General features: G+C 67.6%; 21 protein-coding genes. 10 read left to right on the top strand and 11 right to left on the bottom strand.

Annotated features, from left to right (window positions below):
* Positions 1-11 precede the first annotated feature (11 nt).
* Together CDA09_RS18855 and CDA09_RS18850 are read right to left on the bottom strand one after the other, a co-directional pair.
* Positions 12-1,922: a bifunctional diguanylate cyclase/phosphodiesterase gene (locus CDA09_RS18855; RefSeq protein WP_121430054.1), complete on the bottom strand. Its 1,911-nt coding sequence runs from the start codon at positions 1,920-1,922 to the stop codon at positions 12-14.
* A 37-nt stretch (positions 1,923-1,959) separates the two neighbouring features.
* Positions 1,960-2,601, bottom strand: coding sequence for a transglutaminase-like cysteine peptidase (locus CDA09_RS18850; RefSeq protein WP_286164241.1), 642 nt, complete (start codon positions 2,599-2,601; stop codon positions 1,960-1,962).
* 314 nt (positions 2,602-2,915) lie between these two features.
* On the opposite strand from CDA09_RS18850, the gene CDA09_RS18845 reads away from it, so the two are divergent.
* The 3 genes from CDA09_RS18845 (at position 2,916) to CDA09_RS18835 (ending at position 5,897) form a co-directional block, all read left to right on the top strand.
* On the top strand, positions 2,916-4,379 hold the full coding sequence (locus CDA09_RS18845; RefSeq protein WP_121430052.1) for a TolC family outer membrane protein: 1,464 nt from the start codon (positions 2,916-2,918) through the stop codon (positions 4,377-4,379).
* A 132-nt stretch (positions 4,380-4,511) separates the two neighbouring features.
* Positions 4,512-5,363: an NADPH-dependent 7-cyano-7-deazaguanine reductase QueF gene (gene queF, locus CDA09_RS18840; protein WP_121430051.1), complete on the top strand. Its 852-nt coding sequence runs from the start codon at positions 4,512-4,514 to the stop codon at positions 5,361-5,363.
* Between the two features lie 225 nt (positions 5,364-5,588).
* Positions 5,589-5,897, top strand: a complete 309-nt coding sequence (locus tag CDA09_RS18835) for a c-type cytochrome (protein WP_121430050.1) — start codon at positions 5,589-5,591, stop codon at positions 5,895-5,897.
* 65 nt (positions 5,898-5,962) lie between these two features.
* Here the strand turns inward: CDA09_RS18835 and CDA09_RS18830 are convergent, their stop codons facing one another.
* Both CDA09_RS18830 and CDA09_RS18825 read right to left on the bottom strand, forming a co-directional pair.
* The gene (locus tag CDA09_RS18830) at positions 5,963-7,099 is read right to left on the bottom strand and encodes an EAL and HDOD domain-containing protein (protein ID WP_121430049.1); all 1,137 of its coding nucleotides are present in this window, start codon (positions 7,097-7,099) and stop codon (positions 5,963-5,965) included.
* A gap of 4 nt (positions 7,100-7,103) precedes the next feature.
* Positions 7,104-8,126, bottom strand: coding sequence for a CDP-6-deoxy-delta-3,4-glucoseen reductase (locus CDA09_RS18825; RefSeq protein ID WP_121430048.1), 1,023 nt, complete (start codon positions 8,124-8,126; stop codon positions 7,104-7,106).
* A gap of 21 nt (positions 8,127-8,147) precedes the next feature.
* On the opposite strand from CDA09_RS18825, the gene CDA09_RS18820 reads away from it, so the two are divergent.
* From CDA09_RS18820 to CDA09_RS18810, 3 genes are all read left to right on the top strand, one after another.
* Complete coding sequence (locus CDA09_RS18820) at positions 8,148-9,050, top strand: NAD-dependent epimerase/dehydratase family protein (protein WP_121430047.1); 903 nt, start codon at positions 8,148-8,150, stop codon at positions 9,048-9,050.
* On the top strand, positions 9,050-9,460 hold the full coding sequence (locus tag CDA09_RS18815) for a CopD family protein (protein ID WP_121430046.1): 411 nt from the start codon (positions 9,050-9,052) through the stop codon (positions 9,458-9,460). The genes CDA09_RS18820 and CDA09_RS18815 overlap by 1 nt, the downstream gene beginning before the upstream one ends.
* Before the next feature lie 81 nt (positions 9,461-9,541).
* Complete coding sequence (locus CDA09_RS18810; protein WP_121430045.1) at positions 9,542-10,702, top strand: THUMP domain-containing class I SAM-dependent RNA methyltransferase; 1,161 nt, start codon at positions 9,542-9,544, stop codon at positions 10,700-10,702.
* Positions 10,703-10,936: 234 nt separating this feature from the next.
* On the opposite strand, the gene CDA09_RS18805 is transcribed toward CDA09_RS18810, so the two are convergent.
* Both CDA09_RS18805 and CDA09_RS18800 read right to left on the bottom strand, forming a co-directional pair.
* Complete coding sequence (locus tag CDA09_RS18805) at positions 10,937-12,070, bottom strand: PilT/PilU family type 4a pilus ATPase (protein ID WP_121430044.1); 1,134 nt, start codon at positions 12,068-12,070, stop codon at positions 10,937-10,939.
* Between the two features lie 137 nt (positions 12,071-12,207).
* Positions 12,208-13,248, bottom strand: a complete 1,041-nt coding sequence (locus CDA09_RS18800; RefSeq protein WP_121430043.1) for a type IV pilus twitching motility protein PilT — start codon at positions 13,246-13,248, stop codon at positions 12,208-12,210.
* Positions 13,249-13,347: 99 nt separating this feature from the next.
* On the opposite strand from CDA09_RS18800, the gene CDA09_RS18795 reads away from it, so the two are divergent.
* The 4 genes from CDA09_RS18795 to CDA09_RS18780 are packed head-to-tail and all read left to right on the top strand — an operon-like array spanning position 13,348 to position 15,825.
* On the top strand, positions 13,348-14,052 hold the full coding sequence (locus CDA09_RS18795) for a YggS family pyridoxal phosphate-dependent enzyme (RefSeq protein ID WP_121430042.1): 705 nt from the start codon (positions 13,348-13,350) through the stop codon (positions 14,050-14,052).
* 23 nt (positions 14,053-14,075) lie between these two features.
* Positions 14,076-14,888, top strand: coding sequence for a pyrroline-5-carboxylate reductase (gene proC / locus CDA09_RS18790; protein WP_121430935.1), 813 nt, complete (start codon positions 14,076-14,078; stop codon positions 14,886-14,888).
* A 5-nt stretch (positions 14,889-14,893) separates the two neighbouring features.
* On the top strand, positions 14,894-15,472 hold the full coding sequence (locus CDA09_RS18785; protein ID WP_121430041.1) for a YggT family protein: 579 nt from the start codon (positions 14,894-14,896) through the stop codon (positions 15,470-15,472).
* Positions 15,469-15,825, top strand: coding sequence for a DUF167 domain-containing protein (locus CDA09_RS18780; RefSeq protein WP_121430040.1), 357 nt, complete (start codon positions 15,469-15,471; stop codon positions 15,823-15,825). The genes CDA09_RS18785 and CDA09_RS18780 overlap by 4 nt, the downstream gene beginning before the upstream one ends.
* A gap of 75 nt (positions 15,826-15,900) precedes the next feature.
* On the opposite strand, the gene CDA09_RS18775 is transcribed toward CDA09_RS18780, so the two are convergent.
* Genes CDA09_RS18775 through CDA09_RS18755 form a run of 5 tightly spaced genes read right to left on the bottom strand, consistent with a single transcriptional unit; the run spans position 15,901 to position 19,670 of the window.
* Positions 15,901-17,178 carry a dihydroorotase gene (locus tag CDA09_RS18775; protein ID WP_121430039.1) on the bottom strand — a complete coding sequence of 426 codons (1,278 nt, stop codon included), beginning with the start codon at positions 17,176-17,178 and terminating at the stop codon, positions 15,901-15,903.
* On the bottom strand, positions 17,175-18,152 hold the full coding sequence (locus tag CDA09_RS18770; RefSeq protein WP_121430038.1) for an aspartate carbamoyltransferase catalytic subunit: 978 nt from the start codon (positions 18,150-18,152) through the stop codon (positions 17,175-17,177). The genes CDA09_RS18775 and CDA09_RS18770 overlap by 4 nt, the downstream gene beginning before the upstream one ends.
* Complete coding sequence (gene pyrR, locus CDA09_RS18765; RefSeq protein WP_121430037.1) at positions 18,145-18,645, bottom strand: bifunctional pyr operon transcriptional regulator/uracil phosphoribosyltransferase PyrR; 501 nt, start codon at positions 18,643-18,645, stop codon at positions 18,145-18,147. Before pyrR ends, CDA09_RS18770 begins: the two co-directional genes overlap by 8 nt.
* Positions 18,632-19,111, bottom strand: a complete 480-nt coding sequence (gene ruvX / locus CDA09_RS18760; protein WP_121430036.1) for a Holliday junction resolvase RuvX — start codon at positions 19,109-19,111, stop codon at positions 18,632-18,634. The genes pyrR and ruvX overlap by 14 nt, the downstream gene beginning before the upstream one ends.
* On the bottom strand, positions 19,104-19,670 hold the full coding sequence (locus CDA09_RS18755; protein ID WP_121430035.1) for a YqgE/AlgH family protein: 567 nt from the start codon (positions 19,668-19,670) through the stop codon (positions 19,104-19,106). The genes ruvX and CDA09_RS18755 overlap by 8 nt, the downstream gene beginning before the upstream one ends.
* Between the last annotated feature and the right edge of the window lies 1 nt (position 19,671).

Raw genomic sequence — 19,671 nt, 5'->3', positions numbered from 1 at the left:
GGCCGCGCGCGTCACGCGGCCGACGGTGCGCGCACTGCCGGTCCGGTCATGCCGTCGAGGCCGAGGTCGGGCAGCACCCGGCTTTCGGCCTCCGATTCCACGCCCTCGGCGATCGCCATCAGGCCAAGGGAATGGACGATCATGCACAGGCCGCGCAGGAACGCCTGGTTCCCGGCGTTGGCATCGATGCCCCGGATGACCGCGGCATCGATCTTCATGTAGTCGAGCCCCAGTTCGTGCAGGTCGCCCAGCTCGCCGAAATGTGCTCCCACATGTTCGATGCCGACCCGACACCCGAGCGGCTGCAGCGCCACGCACAGCGCGCGGAACTCCGCCAGGTGGCGTAGCGCGCCATATTCGGGAACCTCGATCCACAAACGTTTTGCTGCCGCCGTGTCCGCCTGCAGCAACGTGAACAGTTCGCCGCGGAAGTTGGCGTCGCACAGCGATTCGGCCGACACGTTGATGCCGCGCTCGCGGCCATCGGCCGAAATCGCGCGCAAGGCCGCATGCACGACCGCCATGTCGAAGCGCGGCATCAGGCCCAGGCGTGCAACGCGTGGCATGAAATAGCCGGCGGGCTGCCAGACGCCGTCGAGCAGCAGCCGGATCGGTGCCTCTTCATGCAGCAGGCGGCCGTCGTTGGCGACGACCGGATAGGCTCCGAGATGCACCCCGTCGCGTTCGAGCGCCGACAGCAGGGCCGCCCGCCACGCCTGGAGATCCGGATAAGGCGCGGTCGCCTTGGCGCCATCGTCGACACGCACGCAGCGATCGCCCGCCTGCTCGGCCGCCGCAAGTGCGCCGTCCGCGCGCGCCAGGACCTGCGAGCGGGTTTCGCCTGCGGCATAGGCGGTCGCGGCGACCGGCAGGGCGACATCCGGCAGCGCGTCGAGACCGGCGTGAAGCGTCTTCGCCAGCGCTGCCGCGAGCGCGCCGGCATCGTCCTCGCCGGGGGCGAGCAGCGCGATGTCGCTGCCGTTCATGCGCCCGATCGCCCAGTTCGCCCGCCCGGCGGAGAACCCGGAGAGCTGCCCGGCGAGGTCGCGCAGCAGGCGGTCCGTCGGCGCGCGGCCGATGCGCTGATTGAGCCCGGTCAGGTCGCCCACACGTGCGATCAGCAGCGTGCCGGCCGCATGCGCATCGTCGCGCGCGAGCGCGGAGTCGAGCTGATTCAGGAACTGGCTGCGATTGAGCAGCCCGGTCGTCTCGTCGTGCTGGGTCTGCCGCCGCAACTGCTCCAGGCGCCGCGATTCCTCGGCGAGGATCGTGCGGACGCGTTCCGACAAGGTGTTCATCGCACGCACCACGCTGCGGAACTCCATCGTGCTCGGTTCGGGCGTGGTGACGAAGCGGCGCCCGCCGATTGCCTCCGCCTGTTCGACGACCTGGCCCAGGGGGCGCGTGATGTGCTTGATGATGAGCGTGCCGACGAGGCCCGTGAGGGCACCGCCGAGCGCGAACCACCCCAGGAGTTGCAGCGTGCCCTGCCACAGCGCCTCGTAGGCATAGCGCTTGTGGCTTTCGAGCGTCAGTGTGCCGAACTGGCGCCAGCCGTCCTGCACCTGGGCGACGCCGGCGTGCGCCTCGATCGGGACCAGGCGGGCAAACCACTCCGGTGCGCCGTCGAGTGAGCCGGCATATTCGCGTTCGGCCACGATGTCGCCGGTCGGGCTGGTGAGGCGGATGAGGCGGTAGTGCCCGGCGTCGAACTGCGCCGCGATCTGCAGTTCGACGGTGACCGGGTCCTTGGGCATCTGCGACAGCGACAATGCCAGTGAGGTCGCGTTGTCGAGGTTCTTCACCTGCAGCTGCTGCTGCAGGTAATGCCGGGCGGACAGGGTGCTCACCACGAGGCTGCCGCCCAGGGCGATGAGCGTCACCACGGCGATGGCGATCCAAAGCTGTTTGATCAGAGACATGGCTGGGACTCTCCGGAAAACCTGGCAGGGGCGGCGGTCATGGCAAACCTTCCTTGCGCATGCGTTCGAGCACGTCGCGCCAGCGCGACAGCCGCGTCGTGGGGTCGGCGGCCGAACGGCTGGAACCGCCTACCCACAAACCCTCGGCATTGAAGCTGAAGACCGGAAACAGGTCGGGGCGGCGCGACGCGGTGCGGATGTCGCCGATGAGGTTGTCGAGCACGAGCGGCTCGTCGGCAGGCGAGGGGTAATAGCCGAGCACCATGTGGGCCTGCGAGATGCCGCTGCCCGGCCCGCCTATGCTGGCGCGCACGTAGATCAGGCGCAGCTTTTCAGCCGGGATGCCGAGCAGGCGCAGGCTCATGTACTTGGCGATCGAGAAATCCTCGCAGTCACCGGCCGCGCGTCCGAGAGTCTCCATCGGCGTGGCCCAGTAATCCTGCTGCTGCCAGACCACAATGTCGTCCTCGAACGCGATGCGGCGATTGAAGAAGGTGTTCACGCGCTGCAGCTTTCCCTGATCATCGAGATCGGCCGCGTCGCCGAGCATCTGGCGCCAGGCGCCAACCGACTCGCCAGCCTCCGGGCCGAAGCGCTCCCGCGCCAGCCGCTGCATGCGGTCCAGGTCGGGTGCCGCCATGGACACGCCGAGCAGCACGCACGCCAGCACGCACGTCATTGCCGTCAGGCTGCGTACAAATGCGGCAAGGGCACCCCGCGAGGGGCGCCGTCCGCGCGGGCAAGGGGCTGCTGTCATCACGTCGGCGGGCAACTCGTCACCCGCATTATCGGATCGCTTTCATCTGGCGGCGCTCCCCGCAACGGTTTTCGGCCTGTTTCGCCCGGTCAGTGTTGCGTATTTGGCATTCCCGGGTAATCCCACGGCGGTAATATCCCCTTACAAGATTAACCGAGCGGTTGGCCTCGCGCAGGACAGCAGGGCAACCACGCGTTATACCAACGGCAAAAACATCACGCTGTGTTGGGGGGAATATGAAAATTTATCGATCCGCGATTGCGTTGACCGTGCTGGCCGTGCTCCCGTTCGTCGCAACGGGTGCGGGGCCGGATGCCCTGCGTGATGCGGCGCGCAAGGCCGTGGTGGCCAACCCCGAAGTGCAGGCCACGTGGGACGCGTTCCGTGCGGCGCGTGAAGACCAGTCGGTTGCGCGTTCGGGCTATCTGCCCCAGGTGGACGCCATCGCCAGCGTCGGCCACGAGGAATTGCGGCGCCCGGGGCAGTCCTCCGATTCATTTGCGCGTCGCAACCTGACGCTGTCGCTCGACCAGATGGTGTATGACGGTTTCTTCACCCGCAGCGAGGTTGCCCGCCTCGGCTACGCCAAGCTGACGCGCTATTACGAACTCGTCGATGCCTCCGAAGGCGCCGCGTTCGAAGCGGTGCGTGCCTATGGCGACGTGGCGCGTTTCCGCGAACTCGTCAAGCTCGCGCAGGCGAATTACGTGCAGCACAAGCAGATCCACGACCAGATCGCCGAGCGCGCCGGTGCCGGAGTCGGTCGCCGCGTCGACCTCGAACAGGCGACCGGCCGTGTCGCGCTCGCCGAGTCGAACCTGCTCACCGAGGTGTCGAACCTGCACGATGTAAGCGCCCGCTACCTGCGCATCGTCGGCGAAGTGCCGCAGGATGCCATGCCCGGCCTGCCCGTCGGCACGTCGCTCGGTACGATCCCGCCGACGGCGAAGGACGCCTTGCGCACCGCCTTCAACAGCAGCCCCGCCCTGAACGCGGCCGTCGAGAACGTGCGTGCCAGCCAGGCGCTCATCGATTCGCGCCGCGCCGCCTTCCATCCGCGGCTCGACCTGCGCGCCCGCCAGATCGTCGACCACAATCTCGACGGCGTCGACGGGCGCACGCGCCAGGGCGTCATCGAGCTGGTGCTTAGCTACAACATCTTCCGCGGCGGCGCCGACGATGCGCGCCTGCGCCAGGCCGGCGACCTGAGCAACCAGGCGAAGGACCTGCGCGAGAAGGCCTGCCGCGACGTGCGTCAGACCTTGGCGATCGCCTACAACGACGTGCAGCGCCTGCAGGAGCAGCTGCGTTACCTCGACCAGCACCAGTTGTCGATCCAGAAGGCGCGCGAAGCCTACCGCCGCCAGTTCGACATCGGCCAGCGCACGCTGCTCGACCTGCTGGATACCGAGAACGAGTACTTCCAGGCCGAGCGCGCGTACGTGAATGCCGGCTACGATCAGATCATCGCGCAGGCGCGCGCGCTGTCGAGCATGGGGCAACTGATGGGCGCCCTGGGGGTCGCGCGCGAGGATCTGCCGGCGCCCGCCGACGTCGGCCAGGACCGCACCGGCATCGATCCCGATACCGTCTGCCCGCCGGAAGCGCCGGTGCCGATGACCATTGACAAGGCCGCCCTGTTGTCCGAAGCGATGAAGGCTGTCGGCGCCGTGCCCCCGGCCGGCTCCAGGACAAAATAAGCAAGGAAGAAAGCCGGAGACGCGGCATTTCACCGCCGGTGCCCTTGCGGGCGCCGGCGGTCTTCTGTCTGCTCGCGGGAACGATCGCCTGTCGGTTCGGTCGATGTGGCGCGATCCCTTACAATCCGCCACATGAACGCATCCGCCTCCCCTTCGCACGGCGCCGAGTCCTCGCCGCTCGGCAAACCGGCCGACTACTGCGACACCTATGCCCCCGGTCTCCTGTTTCCGATCTCGCGCCAGATCAAGCGCGACGAGATCGGCATCGTCCCCGGCAGGCTGCCGTTCGTCGGCGAAGATCTGTGGAATGCCTACGAGTTGTCCTGGCTCAATCCGCGCGGCAAGCCCATCGTCGCGCTCGCGACTTTCCGCGTGCCGGCTGACTCTCCGCGCCTGATCGAGTCGAAATCGCTCAAGCTCTACCTCAACTCCTGCAACCAGACGCGGTTTGAAAGCGTCGATGTCGTACAGGCGACGTTCGAGCGTGATCTCTCCGTGGCGGCGGGCGCTCCCGTCGCCGTGGCGATTCAGCCGCTGGGCAGCGGTCCCGTGCGCGTGATGGCACCCCCGCCGGGGGAGTCGCTCGACGAACTCGATATCGACATCGACACCTACCAGCCGTGCCCGGACTTCCTGTCGGCCGCAGCGGGTGGCGCCGAGGTCTGCGAAACCCTGCATTCTCACCTGCTCAAGTCCAACTGCCTTGTCACCGGCCAGCCCGACTGGGGCTGCATCGTGGTGCGCTACGCCGGACCGGCGATCGATCGGGCAGGGCTGTTGCGCTATATCGTTTCGTTCCGCAAGCACAACGAATTCCACGAGCAGTGCGTCGAGCGCGTCTTCTGCGACATTCTCCAACGCTGCCGGCCGCGCGAACTTGTGGTGTGGGCGCGATATACCCGCCGCGGCGGTCTCGACATCAACCCCTTCCGTTCCACCGGCGGGTTCGCGCCTCCGGACAATCTCGCCGAGGTGCGCCAGTAGTCCGACCCGCTCCAGCGTGCAGCGGGGAATCTTTCGAGGGCCGCGCTTGACTCCACCAACGCATGTCAACGCTGTTCCGGGCAGGGGCGTTGAATGCTTGGGCCGGACGATCCGGCGCGGCTTCCCGGGGCATGAATGTGCAAGAGGTGTTTTCCGGGTAGTCAACGCGGGGAAGCATGGTTTAATATCCGGCCGGTTTAACACCACCATCTAAAGGAAAAGAGCATGAAAGTTTTCGTTGCTGCCGCGGTCGCCGCGGGCCTTCTCTCCGCCGCTCCGGCGTTCGCCTCCCTGGAACTGGCCAAGTCCAAGAACTGCCTGGCCTGTCATGCCGTAGACAAGAAGCTGGTCGGCCCCGCCTACCAGGACGTCGCCAAGAAGTACGCAGGTGACTCGGGTGCGGTCGCCAGGCTGGCCGAGAAGATCCAGAAGGGTGGTTCGGGTGTTTGGGGCACGATGCCGATGCCGGCGAACCCGCAGGTCAACCCCGAAGAAGCCAAGACCCTGGCGACCTGGGTTCTGTCGCTCAAGTAATCGGGTCAGCGCGATGCAAAAAGCCAGCCCGCGGGCTGGCTTTTTTGTTGCCCGATCGCCGTCGATCAGGACTGCAGGCTGTCGGCGAAACCCAGCGCGCCGACGATGGCGCGGTTGATCTGCTCGGGCGAGAGTTGCAACTCGGTCGCCTGTTTCTGCAGTTCGGTGGACTCGAAGGACTCGCACAGGCGCGCGAGCTTGAGAAACGGGGCATATGCGCCCTGCTCGTACAGCAGCGCGTCGGTGATCGCCGAAGGCAGGTGCATTTCTTCGAGCACCGTCTGCATCGAGGTGCCCAGCAGCGCGTTGAGTAGCGAGAAGGCGCCGGTGATGAACAGGTTGTCGAGCTCCGACTTGTCGAAGAAGGATGCGCCAACCTGTTCCATGAAGCGGCCGCGGGCGATCGAGGTCTGCATCATCGCCGGTGCGCCCGGGTCGCGGCTCGCGCTGACCAGCAGCAGCGACAACCACTTGTTCAGGTTGGAGTAGCCGAGGATGGTCACCGCGTGGCGGAAGGACTGGATCTCGCAGCTCAGTCCGAATCCCGCGGAGTTGATGTAGCGCAGCAGCTTGTACGAGACCGCGACGTCCTGGCGCAGCACCGCCTCGATCTCCTTGATGTCGGCGTTGTTGCGTACGAGATTGAGAAGCCGGACGATCTGCGCATGCGCCGGCGACAGTTCCTTCGCTGCCGGATTGCCGTACAGGAAGAACCAGCCGGATGCGCCGTCGAAACCCGCCTGGACGGACTCCTGGAACGCAGCGACGTTCGGCAGCCCCCACGCGAGGGTGATGCCGGGCGAGCCGGCGGGCGTCGCGTGACGGCGGCGGTCCATCAGCACGAAGCGCCAGTCGCAGTCGGGCGGCAATGCCGTCCCCGGCGCGAACCAGCTCAGGCACATGCTGACCCCGGCGTCGCGCAGCTGCGGAAGCAGCGCCTGCGTCTGCGGGTGCGCGAGCGCCTGGGAGGGGATCTCCACCATGGCGTTGGGCGGGGCCTGCCAGTTCATCAGCTCGGGCGTGGGCACGAGGCGCCCCAGGCAGACGAAGACCGTGTGATGCGTCGGCCAGATGTCGGCGAGGCTGTTCAGCGTTTCGACCACGGCGCCGATGCTCGGTCCGTGGGCGATGAGCCGGTTGGCCGTGATCGCGCGATTCCGGTTGACGACCGGTTCGCGAGTCAGGATCGTGGTCTGGGTCATGGTCTCAGCGTACCGTGTCGGTGGCGAAGGTGAAGGCGTCCGCGAAGAAGGCGTCATGCGGCAGGCCGCATAGCGTGGTGAGTTCGTTGCGCGCGGCATCGATCATCGCCGGCGATCCGCAAGCATACACCTCGTGTGCCGACAGGTCGGGCAGATCCTCGATGACTGCGCGATGCACGAGCCCGGTCCGGCCGTGCCAGTCGTCCTGCGCGCCGGCTTCGGACAATACCGGAATGTAGCGGAAGCCCGGAAGCGCCTGCTCCCACGAACGCGCGAGCTCATCCATGTACAGGCCGTCGCGCCTGCGCGAGCCCCAGTAGAGGGTCATCGGTCGCGTGCTGCCGGCGTGGAGCGCCTGTTCGACGATGCTCTTGATCGGCGCGAAGCCGGTGCCGCCTGCCAGCACCACCACCGGCGCCGTCGAGTCCTCACGCAGGCCGAAGCTGCCAAGCGGCCCTTCGAAACGCAGGATGTCGCGCTCCTTCATGCCGCTGAACACATGTTCGGTGAATTTGCCGCCGGCCACGAGGCGCACGTGCAGTTCCATCGCATCCTCGCGCTGCGGGGCGTTCGCGATCGAGAAGCTGCGACGACGGCCATCAGCGAGCAGGAAGTCGACGTATTGGCCGGCGCGGAAGCGGAAGGGCTCGCTCGCGGGGAGCTTCAGCTCGATCACCATCACATCCGGCGCGACGCGGGTCAGGCGCTGCACGCGGCACGGCAGCTTCTTGACCGGGATGTCGCCGGCGCGGCTCACGTTGCGTGCTTCGAGCACCAGGTCCGAGCGTGCATGCGCGCTGCAGAAGAGCGTCATGCCCGCAGCGCGGTCGGCGTCGCTGAGCGCCGTCGCGGATCCCGTGAGGGCGACCTCGCCGCGCAGGACCTTGCCCTTGCACGCGCCGCAGGCGCCGTCGCGGCAGCCGTAGGGCAGCACGAGGCCGGCCGCGAGGGCCGCTTCGAGGATCGTCTGGTCGGTATCTGCCTGGAATTGCTGGCCGCCGGGTTCGAGTGAAATCTGGAACGACATCGGGCGTGAGATAATTCGTCGATGAAAAGAATATTGATCGTCGGTAGCGGTGACGTGGCTCGGCGCGCGATTCCGTGGCTCGCGAGGCGCTTCAGGGTGTTTGCCCTGGTACGCCAGGCCGGGGACCGTGCCGGACTGCGGGCGCTGGGTGCGACCCCGGTGCTCGCCGACCTCGACGACCGGCGCAGCCTGCGGCGCCTGGCCGGGATCGCGGATGCGGTGATGCATTTCGCGCCTCCTCCCGACCACGGGACAGCGGACATGCGCTCGGCAAGGCTGGCGGCGGCACTCGCGTGCGCGTCGACTCTACCACAGCGCCTGGTGTATATAAGTACGACGGGCGTGTATGGCGATTGCGACGGCCGGCGCATCGACGAGAGCCAGCCGTGCCGCCCGCGGACGGCGCGGGCGCAGCGCCGCGTCGATGCGGAGCGCCGCTTGCGGCGTTTCGGGGCGCGGAACGGCGTGCGGGTGAGCGTGCTGCGTGCGCCGGGCATCTATGCGGGCGACCGTCTGCCGCTGGCGCGGCTGGAGCGCGGCGAGCCGGTGCTGCGTGCGGAAGAGGACGTCCATACCAATCACATCCATGCCGAGGATCTCGCGCGTCTCGCGTGCCTCGCGCTTTTTCGTGCCGGCGCAGGGCGCGTCTACAATGCCGTCGATGATACGTGCATGAAGATGGGTGACTACTTCGACTTCGCCGCCGACTGTTTCGGCCTGCCGCGGCCGCCGCGCCTGTCGCGCAGCGAATTGGCGGCGCGCCTGTCGCCGATGGCGCTGTCCTTCATGAGCGAGTCGCGCCAGATCGACAACCGCCGCATCCGGCGGGAGTTGCGGGCGCGGCTGCTGTACCCGACCGTGCGCGAAGGGTTCGCCGCGGCGCCCGGTCAACAAGCAACAACCAACAACCCAGGAGCCGTCTGATGCTGGTGGTGAAAGCCCTGCACATTTCGTTCGTCGTCAGCTGGTTCGCCGGCCTGTTCTACCTGCCGCGCCTGTTCGTGAACCACGCCATGGTCGAAGACGTCGCGACGCGCGAGCGGCTGGCGCTGATGGAGCACAAGCTCTACCGCTTCATGACCCCGCTGGGCATCCTCGCGGTCGTGTTCGGCTTCTGGCTGTGGTTCGGCTACGGCTTCAGCGGGGGCTGGCTGCATGCCAAGACCGCGCTCGTGAGCTTCCTGATCGTCTACCACCTGTACTGCGGCAAGCTCGTGCGCGACTTCGCCGCGGGGCGCAACACGCGCAGCCACAAGTGGTATCGCGTGTTCAACGAGGTGCCCGTCCTCGTGCTGTTCGCCGTCGTGTTCCTCGTCGTGCTGAAGCCCTTCTGATCCTGCCCGGCCGCTCCGAGTTCGGCTCGGGCGGCCGGCTCCTGGCCTTTCCCTGTTTCTCTTTTCATTGCGGTTCCCGCCATGTCCGAAACCTTCTTTTCTCCCTGCCCGCGCGGTCTCGAGCCGATGCTTGCCGAGGAACTCGCCGCGCTGGGCGCGCGGGACGTCGAGGCGGCGCACGGCGGCGTCGGCTTCTCCGGCGACTGGCAGACCTGCTACCGCGCGAACCTCGAAAGCCGGCTGGCGACGCGTGTGATGTGGCGCCTTGCGCAGGGGCGCTACCAGTCCGAGGAGGACATCTACCGGCTCGCCTACGGCGTGACCTGGGCGAAATGGTTCACCGTCGATGACACGATCCGCATCTACGTGACGGCCAAGCAGTCGCCGCTGAAGAGCCTCGAATTCGTCACGCTGAAGATCAAGGACGCCGTGTGCGACCACTTCCGCACCGTGACCGGCAAGCGCCCCAGCGTCGATACCGCGAACCCTGCCGTGCGCATCCACGCCTTCCTGACGCGCGACCGTGTCACGTTGTATCTCGATACCTCGGGCGAGCCGCTGTACAAGCGCGGCTATAAGCCGGCCGCGGTCGAGGCGCCGCTGAAGGAGAATCTCGCCGCGGGCATCCTGCGCATCAGCGGCTGGCGGCCGGGCGAGGCGCTGATCGATCCGATGTGCGGCAGCGGCACCTTCCTCATCGAGGCGGCGCAGATCGCGCTCGACATCGCACCCGGGCTCGGGCGCAGCTTCGCGTTCGAGCGCTTCCGTCATTTCGACCGCCCCGCCTGGGCGTCCATCCGCCAGGCCGCCGAGGCGCGGCGCAAACCGGTACGTCCTCTGCGCCTCTACGGTTCGGATATCGTCGGCGAACAGGTGCGGCGCACGCGCGTGAATCTGCAGGCGGCGGGTCTCGCAGAATGCGTGACGCTCGACCGCGCGGATTTCCTGGCGCGCGAGGCGCCCGCGGCGGAAGGCGTGATGGTGACGAACCCGCCGTACGGCGTGCGTATTGGCGAGGCGGAGGAGCTGGCGGCGCTGTATCCGCAGTTCGGTGACGCGCTGAAGAAGCGCTGGAGCGGCTGGCGCTGCTACTTCCTGAGTGCGGATGCGGCGCTGCCCAAGCTGATCGGCCTGAAGGCGAGCAAGCGCACGCCGCTCTTCAACGGCGCGCTGGAGTGCCGCGTGTTCGAGTACAAGATGGTCGCTGGCACCAATCGGCGCAAGCCGGTCGAGGAAGGCTGAACGACGGTTGGTGTCGGGTAGGGCGGACGCGCCACAGGCGTTATCCGCCGTATGTGCCGTGGCCTGGCCTCATTCGGCGGAAGGCGCTGCGCTTTTCCGCCCTACGAACGATCCGAGTTTGTGAAGAAATTGTAGCGAGCGGCCCGAGTCCGTTCCGAGAAGCGCAGCCGTACAAATGGTACGGCGAGCATCACAGGGGCGGAATCGGGTCGCGCAGTAGATTTATTCGCAAACTCAGACGATGTCGAGGTGCTGGATGCCGGACACCAGGTCCTTCTCGCCGAGCTTGCTGTGGAGCTTGATCTGCAGGCGCAGGTCGTTCACCGAGTCGGCGTTGCGCAGCGCGTCCTCGTAGGTGATCTTCTCGTCCTCGTAGAGATCGAACAGCGCCTGGTCGAAGGTCTGCATCCCGAGCTCGCGCGAGCGCTTCATCACTTCCTTGATGCCCGGCACCTCGCCCTTGAAGATCAGGTCCGAGATCAGCGGCGAGTTGAGCAGCACTTCCACCGCCGGGACGCGTCCCTTCTCGGCTTTCTTCGGCAGCAGGCGCTGCGAGATCAGCGAGCGCAGGTTGAGCGACAGATCCATCAGCAGCTGCTGGCGGCGTTCTTCCGGGAAGAAGTTGATGATGCGGTCCAGCGCCTGGTTGGCGCTGTTGGCGTGCAGTGTGGCGAGACACAGGTGGCCGGTTTCGGCGAACGCAATCGCGTAGTCCATCGTCTCGCGGTCGCGGATTTCGCCCATCAGGATCACGTCGGGGGCCTGGCGCAGGGTGTTTTTCAGCGCCGCTTCCCAGCTGTCGGTGTCGAGCCCGATCTCGCGTTGCGTGACGATGCAGTTCTTGTGCAGATGCACGTATTCGATCGGGTCCTCGACCGTGATGATGTGGCCGTAGGAGTGCTCGTTGCGGAAGTCGACCATCGCGGCGAGCGAGGTCGTCTTGCCGGTGCCGGTGCCGCCGACGAAGATCACGAGGCCGCGCTTGGCCATCGCGACGTCGCGCAGCACCGCCGGCATGCCCAGCTCGTCGAAGGTCGGGATCTTCTGCGCGATGGTTCGCAGCACGAGGCCGACCTTGCCCTGCTGGATGAAGGCGTTGGCACGGAAGCGGCCGATGCCCGCGGGCGAGATCGCGAAGTTGCATTCCTTGCTGGATTCGAACTCCGCCGCCTGGCGGTCGTTCATCACGGCGCGCGCGAGTTCGGCGGTGTGCTGCTGCGTGAGCGACTGGTTGGACTGCGGGATGACGCGCCCGTCGATCTTGATCGCGGGCGGGAAGCCGGCGGTGATGAAGAGGTCGGAGCCGTTCTTCTGCACCATCAGCCTGAGCAGGTCGTGCATGAACTTGAGGGCCTGATCGCGTTCCATGTGTTGCGCTCCAGCGGGATCTCGGGGTGTTGCGTGGTGGGATTATGGTCCTCGCGCGCGCCGCGGTGAACGCTGCGGCGCGCCGGATGCGGCGGCGGGTGTGACGGAAGTCGTCGTTGCCCGGCGCGGGGTGGCGATCAGCCGAAATTGTCCTTGTTCTGGGCCTTCATCTTGGCCTCGGCGGGCGAGACGATGTTGCGCCGCACGAGGTCGAGCAGGCACTGGTCGAGCGTCTGCATGCCGACGTTCTGGCCGGTCTGGATCGACGAGTACATCTGCGCGATCTTGTTCTCGCGGATCAGGTTGCGGATGGCGGGGGTGCCGATCATGATCTCGTGGGCGGCGACGCGGCCCTGGCCGTCCTTGGTCTTCAGCAGGGTCTGCGAGATCACCGCGCGCAGCGACTCCGACAGCATCGAGCGGACCATCTCCTTCTCGGCCGCCGGGAAGACGTCGACGATACGGTCGATGGTCTTGGCGGCGGACGAGGTGTGCAGCGTGCCGAACACGAGGTGGCCGGTCTCGGCGCCGGTCAGCGCGAGGCGGATGGTTTCGAGGTCGCGCATTTCGCCGACGAGGATCACGTCCGGGTCCTCGCGCAGCGCCGAGCGCAGCGCGTTATTGAACGACAGCGTATCGCGTGCGATCTCGCGCTGGTTGATCAGGCTGCGCTTCGACTCGTGCACGAATTCGATCGGGTCCTCGATGGTGAGGATATGGCCGTATTCGTTGTCATTGATGTGATCGATCATCGCCGCGAGCGTCGTCGACTTGCCCGAACCGGTCGGGCCGGTGACGAGCACGATGCCGCGCGGCTGGTTCGAGATGTCCTTGAAGATCTTCGGACAGTTGAGCTCCTCGAGCGTCAGCACCTTGGACGGGATGGTCCGGAACACGGCGGCGGCGCCGCGGTTCTGGTTGAAGGCGTTGACGCGGAAGCGCGCGAGGTTGGGCACCGCGAACGAGAAGTCGCACTCCAGCACTTCCTCGTATTGCTTGCGCTGCTGGTCGTTCATGATGTCGTACACCATGGAGTGCACGTCCTTGTGCTCCATTGGCGGCAGGTTGATGCGCCGCACGTCGCCGTGCACCCGGATCATGGGTGGCAGACCGGACGAGAGATGGAGGTCGGAGGCCTTGTTCTTGACTGCGAAGGCGAGCAGTTCGGTGATGTCCATGGGTTCTTCGACGGATCGTGAAGGTGTGCGCGGAAGGTCGGGTCGGTGCGCGGTGCTATACTCGCCGGGCCGCATTTTCGAGATTATTGCCGACGCTATATGACAACAATCGCCGCCAACTTGCAAGCCGTGCGCGAGCGCGTCGCCCGTGCCGCGATTGCCGCGGGGCGCGGGCCCGACGAGGTGCTGCTGCTGGCCGTCAGCAAGACCTGGCCGGCATATTGCGTGGCCGAGGCGGCCGATGCCGGGCAGCGGCTGTTCGGCGAGAACTACGTCCAGGAAGGCGTCGCGAAGCTTGCCGAGCTGAAGTCGCGCGAACTCGAATGGCATTTCATCGGGCCGCTCCAGAGCAACAAGACGCGGCCCGTCGCGGCGCATTTCGACTGGGTGCATTCGGTCGACCGCGCGAAGCTCGCGGAGCGGCTGTCGGAGCAGCGCGACGCAGGGTTGGTGCCGCTCAACCTGTGCATCCAGGTGAACGTGAGCGGCGAGGCGAGCAAGAGCGGGGTCGCGCCGGACGAGGTGCGCGCACTCGCCGAACGCATCGCGGCCTTGCCGCGGCTGCGTCTGCGCGGGCTGATGGCGATCCCTGAGCCCGACGGCGACGAGGCGCTGCTGCGCGGCCGGTTCGCCGTGCTGCGCCGGCTGCGCGACGCGCTCAACGCCGACGGGTTCGCGCTCGATACCTTGTCGATGGGGATGTCGCACGACCTCGAGCTGGCGATCGCCGAAGGGGCAACCATGGTGCGGGTGGGTACCGCGATTTTCGGAACACGCAGCGTGCGTGCCGAGGGACAGACGTGACGGACAGAATCATGACGGAAAGAATCAGGATCAGTTTCCTGGGGGGCGGCAACATGGCGTCGGCGCTGATCGGCGGCATGCTCGAGCGCGGCTTCGCCGCGGCCGACATCCAGGTCGTGGAACTGCAGGAAGAGGGGCGCAGGCGTCTGGCCGAGCGCTTCGGCGTGCGCGCGGCCGGGGTGGTCGATGATGCGCTGCTGGAGTGCGACGTGCTGGTGCTCGCGGTGAAGCCGCAGCAGATGAAGGCGGCGCTCGCACCGTTGGCGGGTCGGCTCACGCGCCAGGTGGTCGTGAGCATCGCGGCGGGCCTGCGGCTCGCCGACCTCGGGCGCTGGCTCGGGGGGTACACGCAGCTGGTGCGCGTGATGCCGAACACGCCGGCACTGATCGGCGCGGGCGTGTCGGGCCTGTACGCGGATCCGTCGGTGGATGCGGCCGGGCGTGCCGCGGCCGAACGTGTGCTGGCGGCGGTCGGCAGTACCGCGTGGATCGGCGACGAGGGGCAGATGGATGCGGTCACGGCGGTGTCGGGCAGCGGTCCGGCCTACGTCTTCCACTTCATCGAGGCGCTGGAGGCAGCCGGCGCGTCGCTCGGCTTCGATGCGGCGACCGCGCGGCGGCTCGCGATCGACACCGTGCTCGGTGCGGCGAAGCTCGCGGCGGAGTCGGACGAGGCGCCGGGCGTGCTGCGCGAGCGCGTGACCTCGAAGGGCGGCACGACCGCGGCGGCACTCGCGAGCCTGCAGGCGTCGGGCTTCTTCGACGCGATCGCGGCCGCGGTGAAGGCCGCCGAGGTGCGCGGGCGCGAACTGGGCGAACAACTCGGCAAGGACTGAGCGCGATGCTGGGCAACGTATTGCTCCTGATCCTCGACACGGCCTTCGGCTTCATCACGCTCATGCTGCTGGCGCGCTTCTTCATGCAGTGGCAGCGCGTGTCCTTCCGCAATCAGGTCGGGGCCTTCGTCGTCGCGACGACCGACTGGATCGTGCGGCCGCTGCGCCGCGTGATCCCCGGCGTACTGGGGCTGGACCTCGCCAGCCTGCTGCCGGCCTGGGTGCTGCAGACGCTGTTCGTGTTCATCGAACTGTGGCTGCGCGGCGTGTCGTTCAACGGCAACCCCGGCGGGTTGGTCCTCGGCCTGTGGGGGCTGGGGCTGCTGGAAGTGGCGCGCATGGCGATCTACCTGGTGTTCGGCGTCGTGCTGATGTCGGCGGTGCTGTCGTGGGTGAGTCCGCATGCGCCGGCCGCGCCGGTCTTCCACAACCTCGCGGCGCCCTTCCTGCGCCCGTTCCGCCGCATCCTGCCGCCGATCGCCAACGTCGATCTGTCACCGCTGGTGCTCCTGCTGGTGCTGCAGATCGTGCTGATGGTGCTGGGCGGCCTGCGCGGCAACTTCGCGTCGCTGCTGGTCGGATGACGGACGCCGTCTGGCTGCGCGAGGCGGCTGACGGCGCCCTCGTGCTGATGCTGCACATCCAGCCGGGTGCGAAGAAGACCGAGTTCGTCGGCTTGCACGGCGAGGCGATGAAGGTCCGCCTCGCTGCGCCGCCGGTCGATGGTAAGGCGAATGCGGCGCTGTGTGCGTTCCTCGCCGAATTCTGCGGCGTGCCGAAATCCGCCGTGACGCTGGTCAGCGGCGAGACCTCGCGCGCGAAACGGGTGCGTGTGGCCGGAGCGGGCGCCGGGGCGGCCGCGCGGCTGCGAAACGCTGGGCGGTTAACCCGGCCGGTCAGGCATCTCCGTTCGGCGGAGCCTGTCGACGGGCGTTGACAGGGCTTCGACAGGCTCGGTCCGAACGGGATCGGGGGCAGGTCGAACGCACCTGCCTGTCCGCTGCGCCCAGGCTCAGGCCAGTTCGTGCATGATCTGGCCTTCGACCAGCGTGTAATGCACGCGGCCGGGCAGTTCGATCCCGAGGAAGGGCGTGTTCTTGCCCTGGCTGCGCAGGTTGTCGCGGCTCACCGTGACATGTGCGGCGGGGTCGAACAGGCACAGGTCGGCGCGTGCGCCTGGCGTGAGGTGGCCGGCCTTGGTGATGCCGACGATGCGGGCGGCGTCCGACGTGACGCGCGCCAGCGCCTTCACCAGCGGCAGGCCCGCTTCCTGCGCCCACTTCAGCGTCAGCGGCAGCAGCAGTTCGAGGCCCGTTGCGCCCGCTTCGGATTCGCTGAACGGGGTGAGCTTGCCGTCGTCGTCCACCGGCGTGTGGTCCGAGCACAGCGCGTCGATGCGCCCGTCGGCGAGCCCCTGGCGCAGCGCGTCGCGGTCGCGCTGGCTGCGCAGCGGCGGCACGAGGTGGCAGTTGCTGTTGAAGTAGCCGATGTCCATGTCGGACAGGTGCAGGTGGTTGATCGACACGTCGCAGGTGATGTCCATGCCGTCCGCGCGGCCCTGCTCGACGAGCGCGAGCCCCTCGGCGCTCGACAGGCGGGTGATGTGCAGGCGGGCGCCGGTGGTGCGGGCGAGCTGGATGTAGGTGTACAGCGCGACGGTTTCGGCGGCAGTCGGGATGCCCGGCAGGCCCAGGCGCGAGGCCACTTCGCCGTCGTGGGCGACGCCGCGCGACAGGAAGGGCGCGAGCGGCTGCAGCCACACGCGGAAGTCGAAGGTCGCCGCGTACTGCATCGCGCGCAGCAGCACGCCGTTGTCGACGATGGGCACGTTGGCCTGGCTGAAGGCGACGCAGCCGGCCTCGACCAGTTCGGCCATCTCCGACAGGCGCTCGCCCTTGAGGCCGATCGTCAGCGCGCCGACCGGATAGACGTGAGCGCGGTTGAGCTTCTTCGCGCGGTAGCACAGCATCTCGACGAGGCCCGGTTCGTCGAGCGCGGGGTCGGTGTCGGGCGGGATCGCGAGGCTGGTGACGCCGCCGGCCATCGCCGCGTCCATTTCGGATTCGAGCGTGGCGCGGTACTCGAAGCCGGGCTCGCGCAGGCGCGCGGCGAGATCGATGAGGCCCGGGGCGACGACGAGCTTGCTCGCGTCGATCGTGCGCTCGGCGGCGAAGCCGTCCGGCGCCGCGCCGGTGGCGACGATCTTGCCGTCGGCGACGTACAGGTCGCGCTTGTCGTCGAGGCCGTTTGCGGGGTCGATGAGGCGGCCGTTGGTGATGCGGATCTTCATTGCTTGTTGCTCCCTTGCTGGCCGGCCAGCATGCTCATGACGGCCATGCGGACCGCGATGCCGAAGGTGACCTGCGGCAGGATCACGGCCTGTGCGCCGTCGGCGACCGAGGAGTCGATCTCGACGCCGCGGTTCATCGGTCCCGGGTGCATGACGATGGCGTCGGGCTTGGCGAGCGCCAGCTTCTCGGCGGTGAGGCCCCACACCTTGTAGTATTCCTGCGGTGTCGGCAGCAGTGCGCCGTTCATGCGTTCGTTCTGCAGACGCAGCATCATCACGACGTCGACGCCCCGGAGGCCTTCACGGATGTCGTGGAAGACGCGCACGCCCATGCGCTCGACCTCGGTCGGCAACAGCGTCCTGGGGCCGATCACGCGCACTTCGGGCACGCCCAGCGTGGTCAGCGCGCTGATCTGCGAGCGGGCGACGCGCGAGTGCAGCACGTCGCCGACGATCGCCACGGTGAGGTTGCTGAAGTCGCGCTTGTAGTGCCGGATCGTGTACATGTCCAGCAGGCCCTGCGTCGGGTGCGCGTGGCGGCCGTCGCCGGCATTGACGACGTGGATGTGGTCGCGCCCGGTCGCGAGGAGATGCTGCGCGATCAGGAAGGGCGCGCCGCTCGCGGCGTGGCGCACGACGAACATGTCGGCCTGCATCGCGCACAGGTTGTCGACGGTGTCGAGCAGGCTCTCGCCCTTCGCGGTCGAGCTGGTCGACACGTTGAGGTTCACGACGTCGGCCGACAGGCGCTTGGCAGCGATCTCGAAGGTCGTGCGCGTGCGCGTGGAGTTCTCGAAGAACAGGTTGAAGATGCTCTTGCCGCGCAAGAGCGGCAGCTTCTTCACTTCGCGCTCGGCGACTTCGGTGAAGGGCGCGGCGGTGTCGAGGATCGCGGTGATGACGTCGCGCGGCAGGCCGTCGATCGTCAGCAGGTGCTGCAGTTCGCCATGCTTATTGAGTTGGGGGTTATGCATCGATCAGCCTCAGGGTGAGCGCGCCGGCCGCATCGGTCTCGAGTTGCAGGCTCTGGCTTGCGGGCAGGGGTTGGGGCAGGGTGAGGGCGCAGTAGCGCGCGGCGATCGGCAGTTCGCGCCCGCCGCGGTCGACCAGCACCGCAAGGTCCACGTGCGCGGGGCGGCCGAAGTCGAACAGTTCGTTGATCGCGGCGCGCGTCGTGCGGCCGGTGTAGAGGACGTCGTCGACGATGACGACGTGGGCGTCCTCGACGTCGAACGGGATCGCGGTGCGCTTGGGTTGCGGGTGCAGGCCCTTGGAGCCGAAGTCGTCGCGGTAGAAGGACACGTCGATCGAGCCCGGCGGCAGCGTCAGGCCCAGTGCGCGGTGCAGGCGTTCGGCCAGCCAGACGCCGCCCGTGTGGATGCCCACCAGCGCGGTGTCGGGCGTCACGTGCGGCCGCATCTGCTCGACCAGGGTCTGGAAGAGCGCTTCGGCATCAAGCTTTTGCATGGTGAAAGGTGTCCAGGAAGTGTTGCAGGATGATCTGCGCGGCGACGGCGTCGAGCACGGGCTTGCGTTCGCGCCAGCTGCGCTGTCCCGCTTCCTCCAACGCGGCTTCGGCCGCGGCGGAGGACAGGCGTTCGTCGCTTTCCATGACCGGCAGGCCGTAGCGGCCGCGCAGCTGGTTGGCGAAACGGCGGCAGCGCGCGGTCATTTCGTGCGGCGTGCCGTCGAGGTGGCAGGGAATGCCGACGACGAGGCCGGCAGGGCGCCATTCGGCGATGAGTTTTCCGATCGCGGCGAAGCGCGGCGCGCTGGCCTCGTCGCTGATCGTGAGCAGCGGGCTCGCCTGGCCGGTTTCGAGTTCGCCGACGGCCACGCCGAGCCGCGCGAGACCGAAGTCGAAGCCGAGCAGGGTGCCGCGCGCGGGAAGGTCCGGGACTGGCCGGGGTTCGGGCGCAGCCGCCTCAGGCATGCCCGGCGGTCTCGCTGAGGTTCGTGAAGTCGATGCCGAGCTTCTGCATGGCGGCGGCGAGGCGCTCTTCGGACGGCAGCCCGAAGATGATCGACAGGTCCGCGCGCACGGTCAGCCAGGCGTTGTCGGCGATCTCCTGTTCGAGTTGTCCGGCGGTCCAGCCGGCGTAGCCGAGCGTGACCAGCACGTCGGAAGGCTGGCCGGTGTTGCCGATCGCCTGCAGGATGTCGCGCGAACTCGTGAGGCCAGCTTCTTCATTGACCTTGAGGGTCGAGTGCCATTCGCCGGCCGGGCGGTGCAGCACGAAGCCGCGATCGGTTTGCACCGGGCCGCCGAAATACACCGGCTGCTCGGCAAAGCCGGCTGCATCGAGCGGTAGTTCGACGCGCTCGAAGAGCGCGCCGAGGGTCATGTCGATCGGCCGGTTGACGATGATCCCGAGCGCGCCCTGATCGTTGTGTTCCGCAATGTAGGTCAGCGTGCGCGAGAAGTTCGGATCCGTCATGCCGGGCATGGCGATCAGGAAATGATGCGTGAGGTTCGACATGATTTCGCTCATG

This window comes from Azoarcus sp. DN11, assembly GCF_003628555.1.
Taxonomy (GTDB): Bacteria; Pseudomonadota; Gammaproteobacteria; order Burkholderiales; family Rhodocyclaceae; genus Aromatoleum.
Note: the sequence above shows the minus strand (reverse complement) of the source record. Positions and strands in the feature narration are given on the sequence as shown.

Coding starts and splice junctions, on each gene's coding strand:
- CDA09_RS18855 (WP_121430054.1), bottom strand. CDS start 1,922: ATGTCTCTGATCAAACAGCTTTGGATCGCCATCGCCGTGGTGACGCTC.
- CDA09_RS18850 (WP_286164241.1), bottom strand. CDS start 2,601: ATGACGTGCGTGCTGGCGTGCGTGCTGCTCGGCGTGTCCATGGCGGCA.
- CDA09_RS18845 (WP_121430052.1), top strand. CDS start 2,916: ATGAAAATTTATCGATCCGCGATTGCGTTGACCGTGCTGGCCGTGCTC.
- queF (WP_121430051.1), top strand. CDS start 4,512: ATGAACGCATCCGCCTCCCCTTCGCACGGCGCCGAGTCCTCGCCGCTC.
- CDA09_RS18835 (WP_121430050.1), top strand. CDS start 5,589: ATGAAAGTTTTCGTTGCTGCCGCGGTCGCCGCGGGCCTTCTCTCCGCC.
- CDA09_RS18830 (WP_121430049.1), bottom strand. CDS start 7,099: ATGACCCAGACCACGATCCTGACTCGCGAACCGGTCGTCAACCGGAAT.
- CDA09_RS18825 (WP_121430048.1), bottom strand. CDS start 8,126: ATGTCGTTCCAGATTTCACTCGAACCCGGCGGCCAGCAATTCCAGGCA.
- CDA09_RS18820 (WP_121430047.1), top strand. CDS start 8,148: ATGAAAAGAATATTGATCGTCGGTAGCGGTGACGTGGCTCGGCGCGCG.
- CDA09_RS18815 (WP_121430046.1), top strand. CDS start 9,050: ATGCTGGTGGTGAAAGCCCTGCACATTTCGTTCGTCGTCAGCTGGTTC.
- CDA09_RS18810 (WP_121430045.1), top strand. CDS start 9,542: ATGTCCGAAACCTTCTTTTCTCCCTGCCCGCGCGGTCTCGAGCCGATG.
- CDA09_RS18805 (WP_121430044.1), bottom strand. CDS start 12,070: ATGGAACGCGATCAGGCCCTCAAGTTCATGCACGACCTGCTCAGGCTG.
- CDA09_RS18800 (WP_121430043.1), bottom strand. CDS start 13,248: ATGGACATCACCGAACTGCTCGCCTTCGCAGTCAAGAACAAGGCCTCC.
- CDA09_RS18795 (WP_121430042.1), top strand. CDS start 13,348: ATGACAACAATCGCCGCCAACTTGCAAGCCGTGCGCGAGCGCGTCGCC.
- CDA09_RS18785 (WP_121430041.1), top strand. CDS start 14,894: ATGCTGGGCAACGTATTGCTCCTGATCCTCGACACGGCCTTCGGCTTC.
- CDA09_RS18780 (WP_121430040.1), top strand. CDS start 15,469: ATGACGGACGCCGTCTGGCTGCGCGAGGCGGCTGACGGCGCCCTCGTG.
- CDA09_RS18775 (WP_121430039.1), bottom strand. CDS start 17,178: ATGAAGATCCGCATCACCAACGGCCGCCTCATCGACCCCGCAAACGGC.
- CDA09_RS18770 (WP_121430038.1), bottom strand. CDS start 18,152: ATGCATAACCCCCAACTCAATAAGCATGGCGAACTGCAGCACCTGCTG.
- pyrR (WP_121430037.1), bottom strand. CDS start 18,645: ATGCAAAAGCTTGATGCCGAAGCGCTCTTCCAGACCCTGGTCGAGCAG.
- ruvX (WP_121430036.1), bottom strand. CDS start 19,111: ATGCCTGAGGCGGCTGCGCCCGAACCCCGGCCAGTCCCGGACCTTCCC.
- CDA09_RS18755 (WP_121430035.1), bottom strand. CDS start 19,670: ATGAGCGAAATCATGTCGAACCTCACGCATCATTTCCTGATCGCCATG.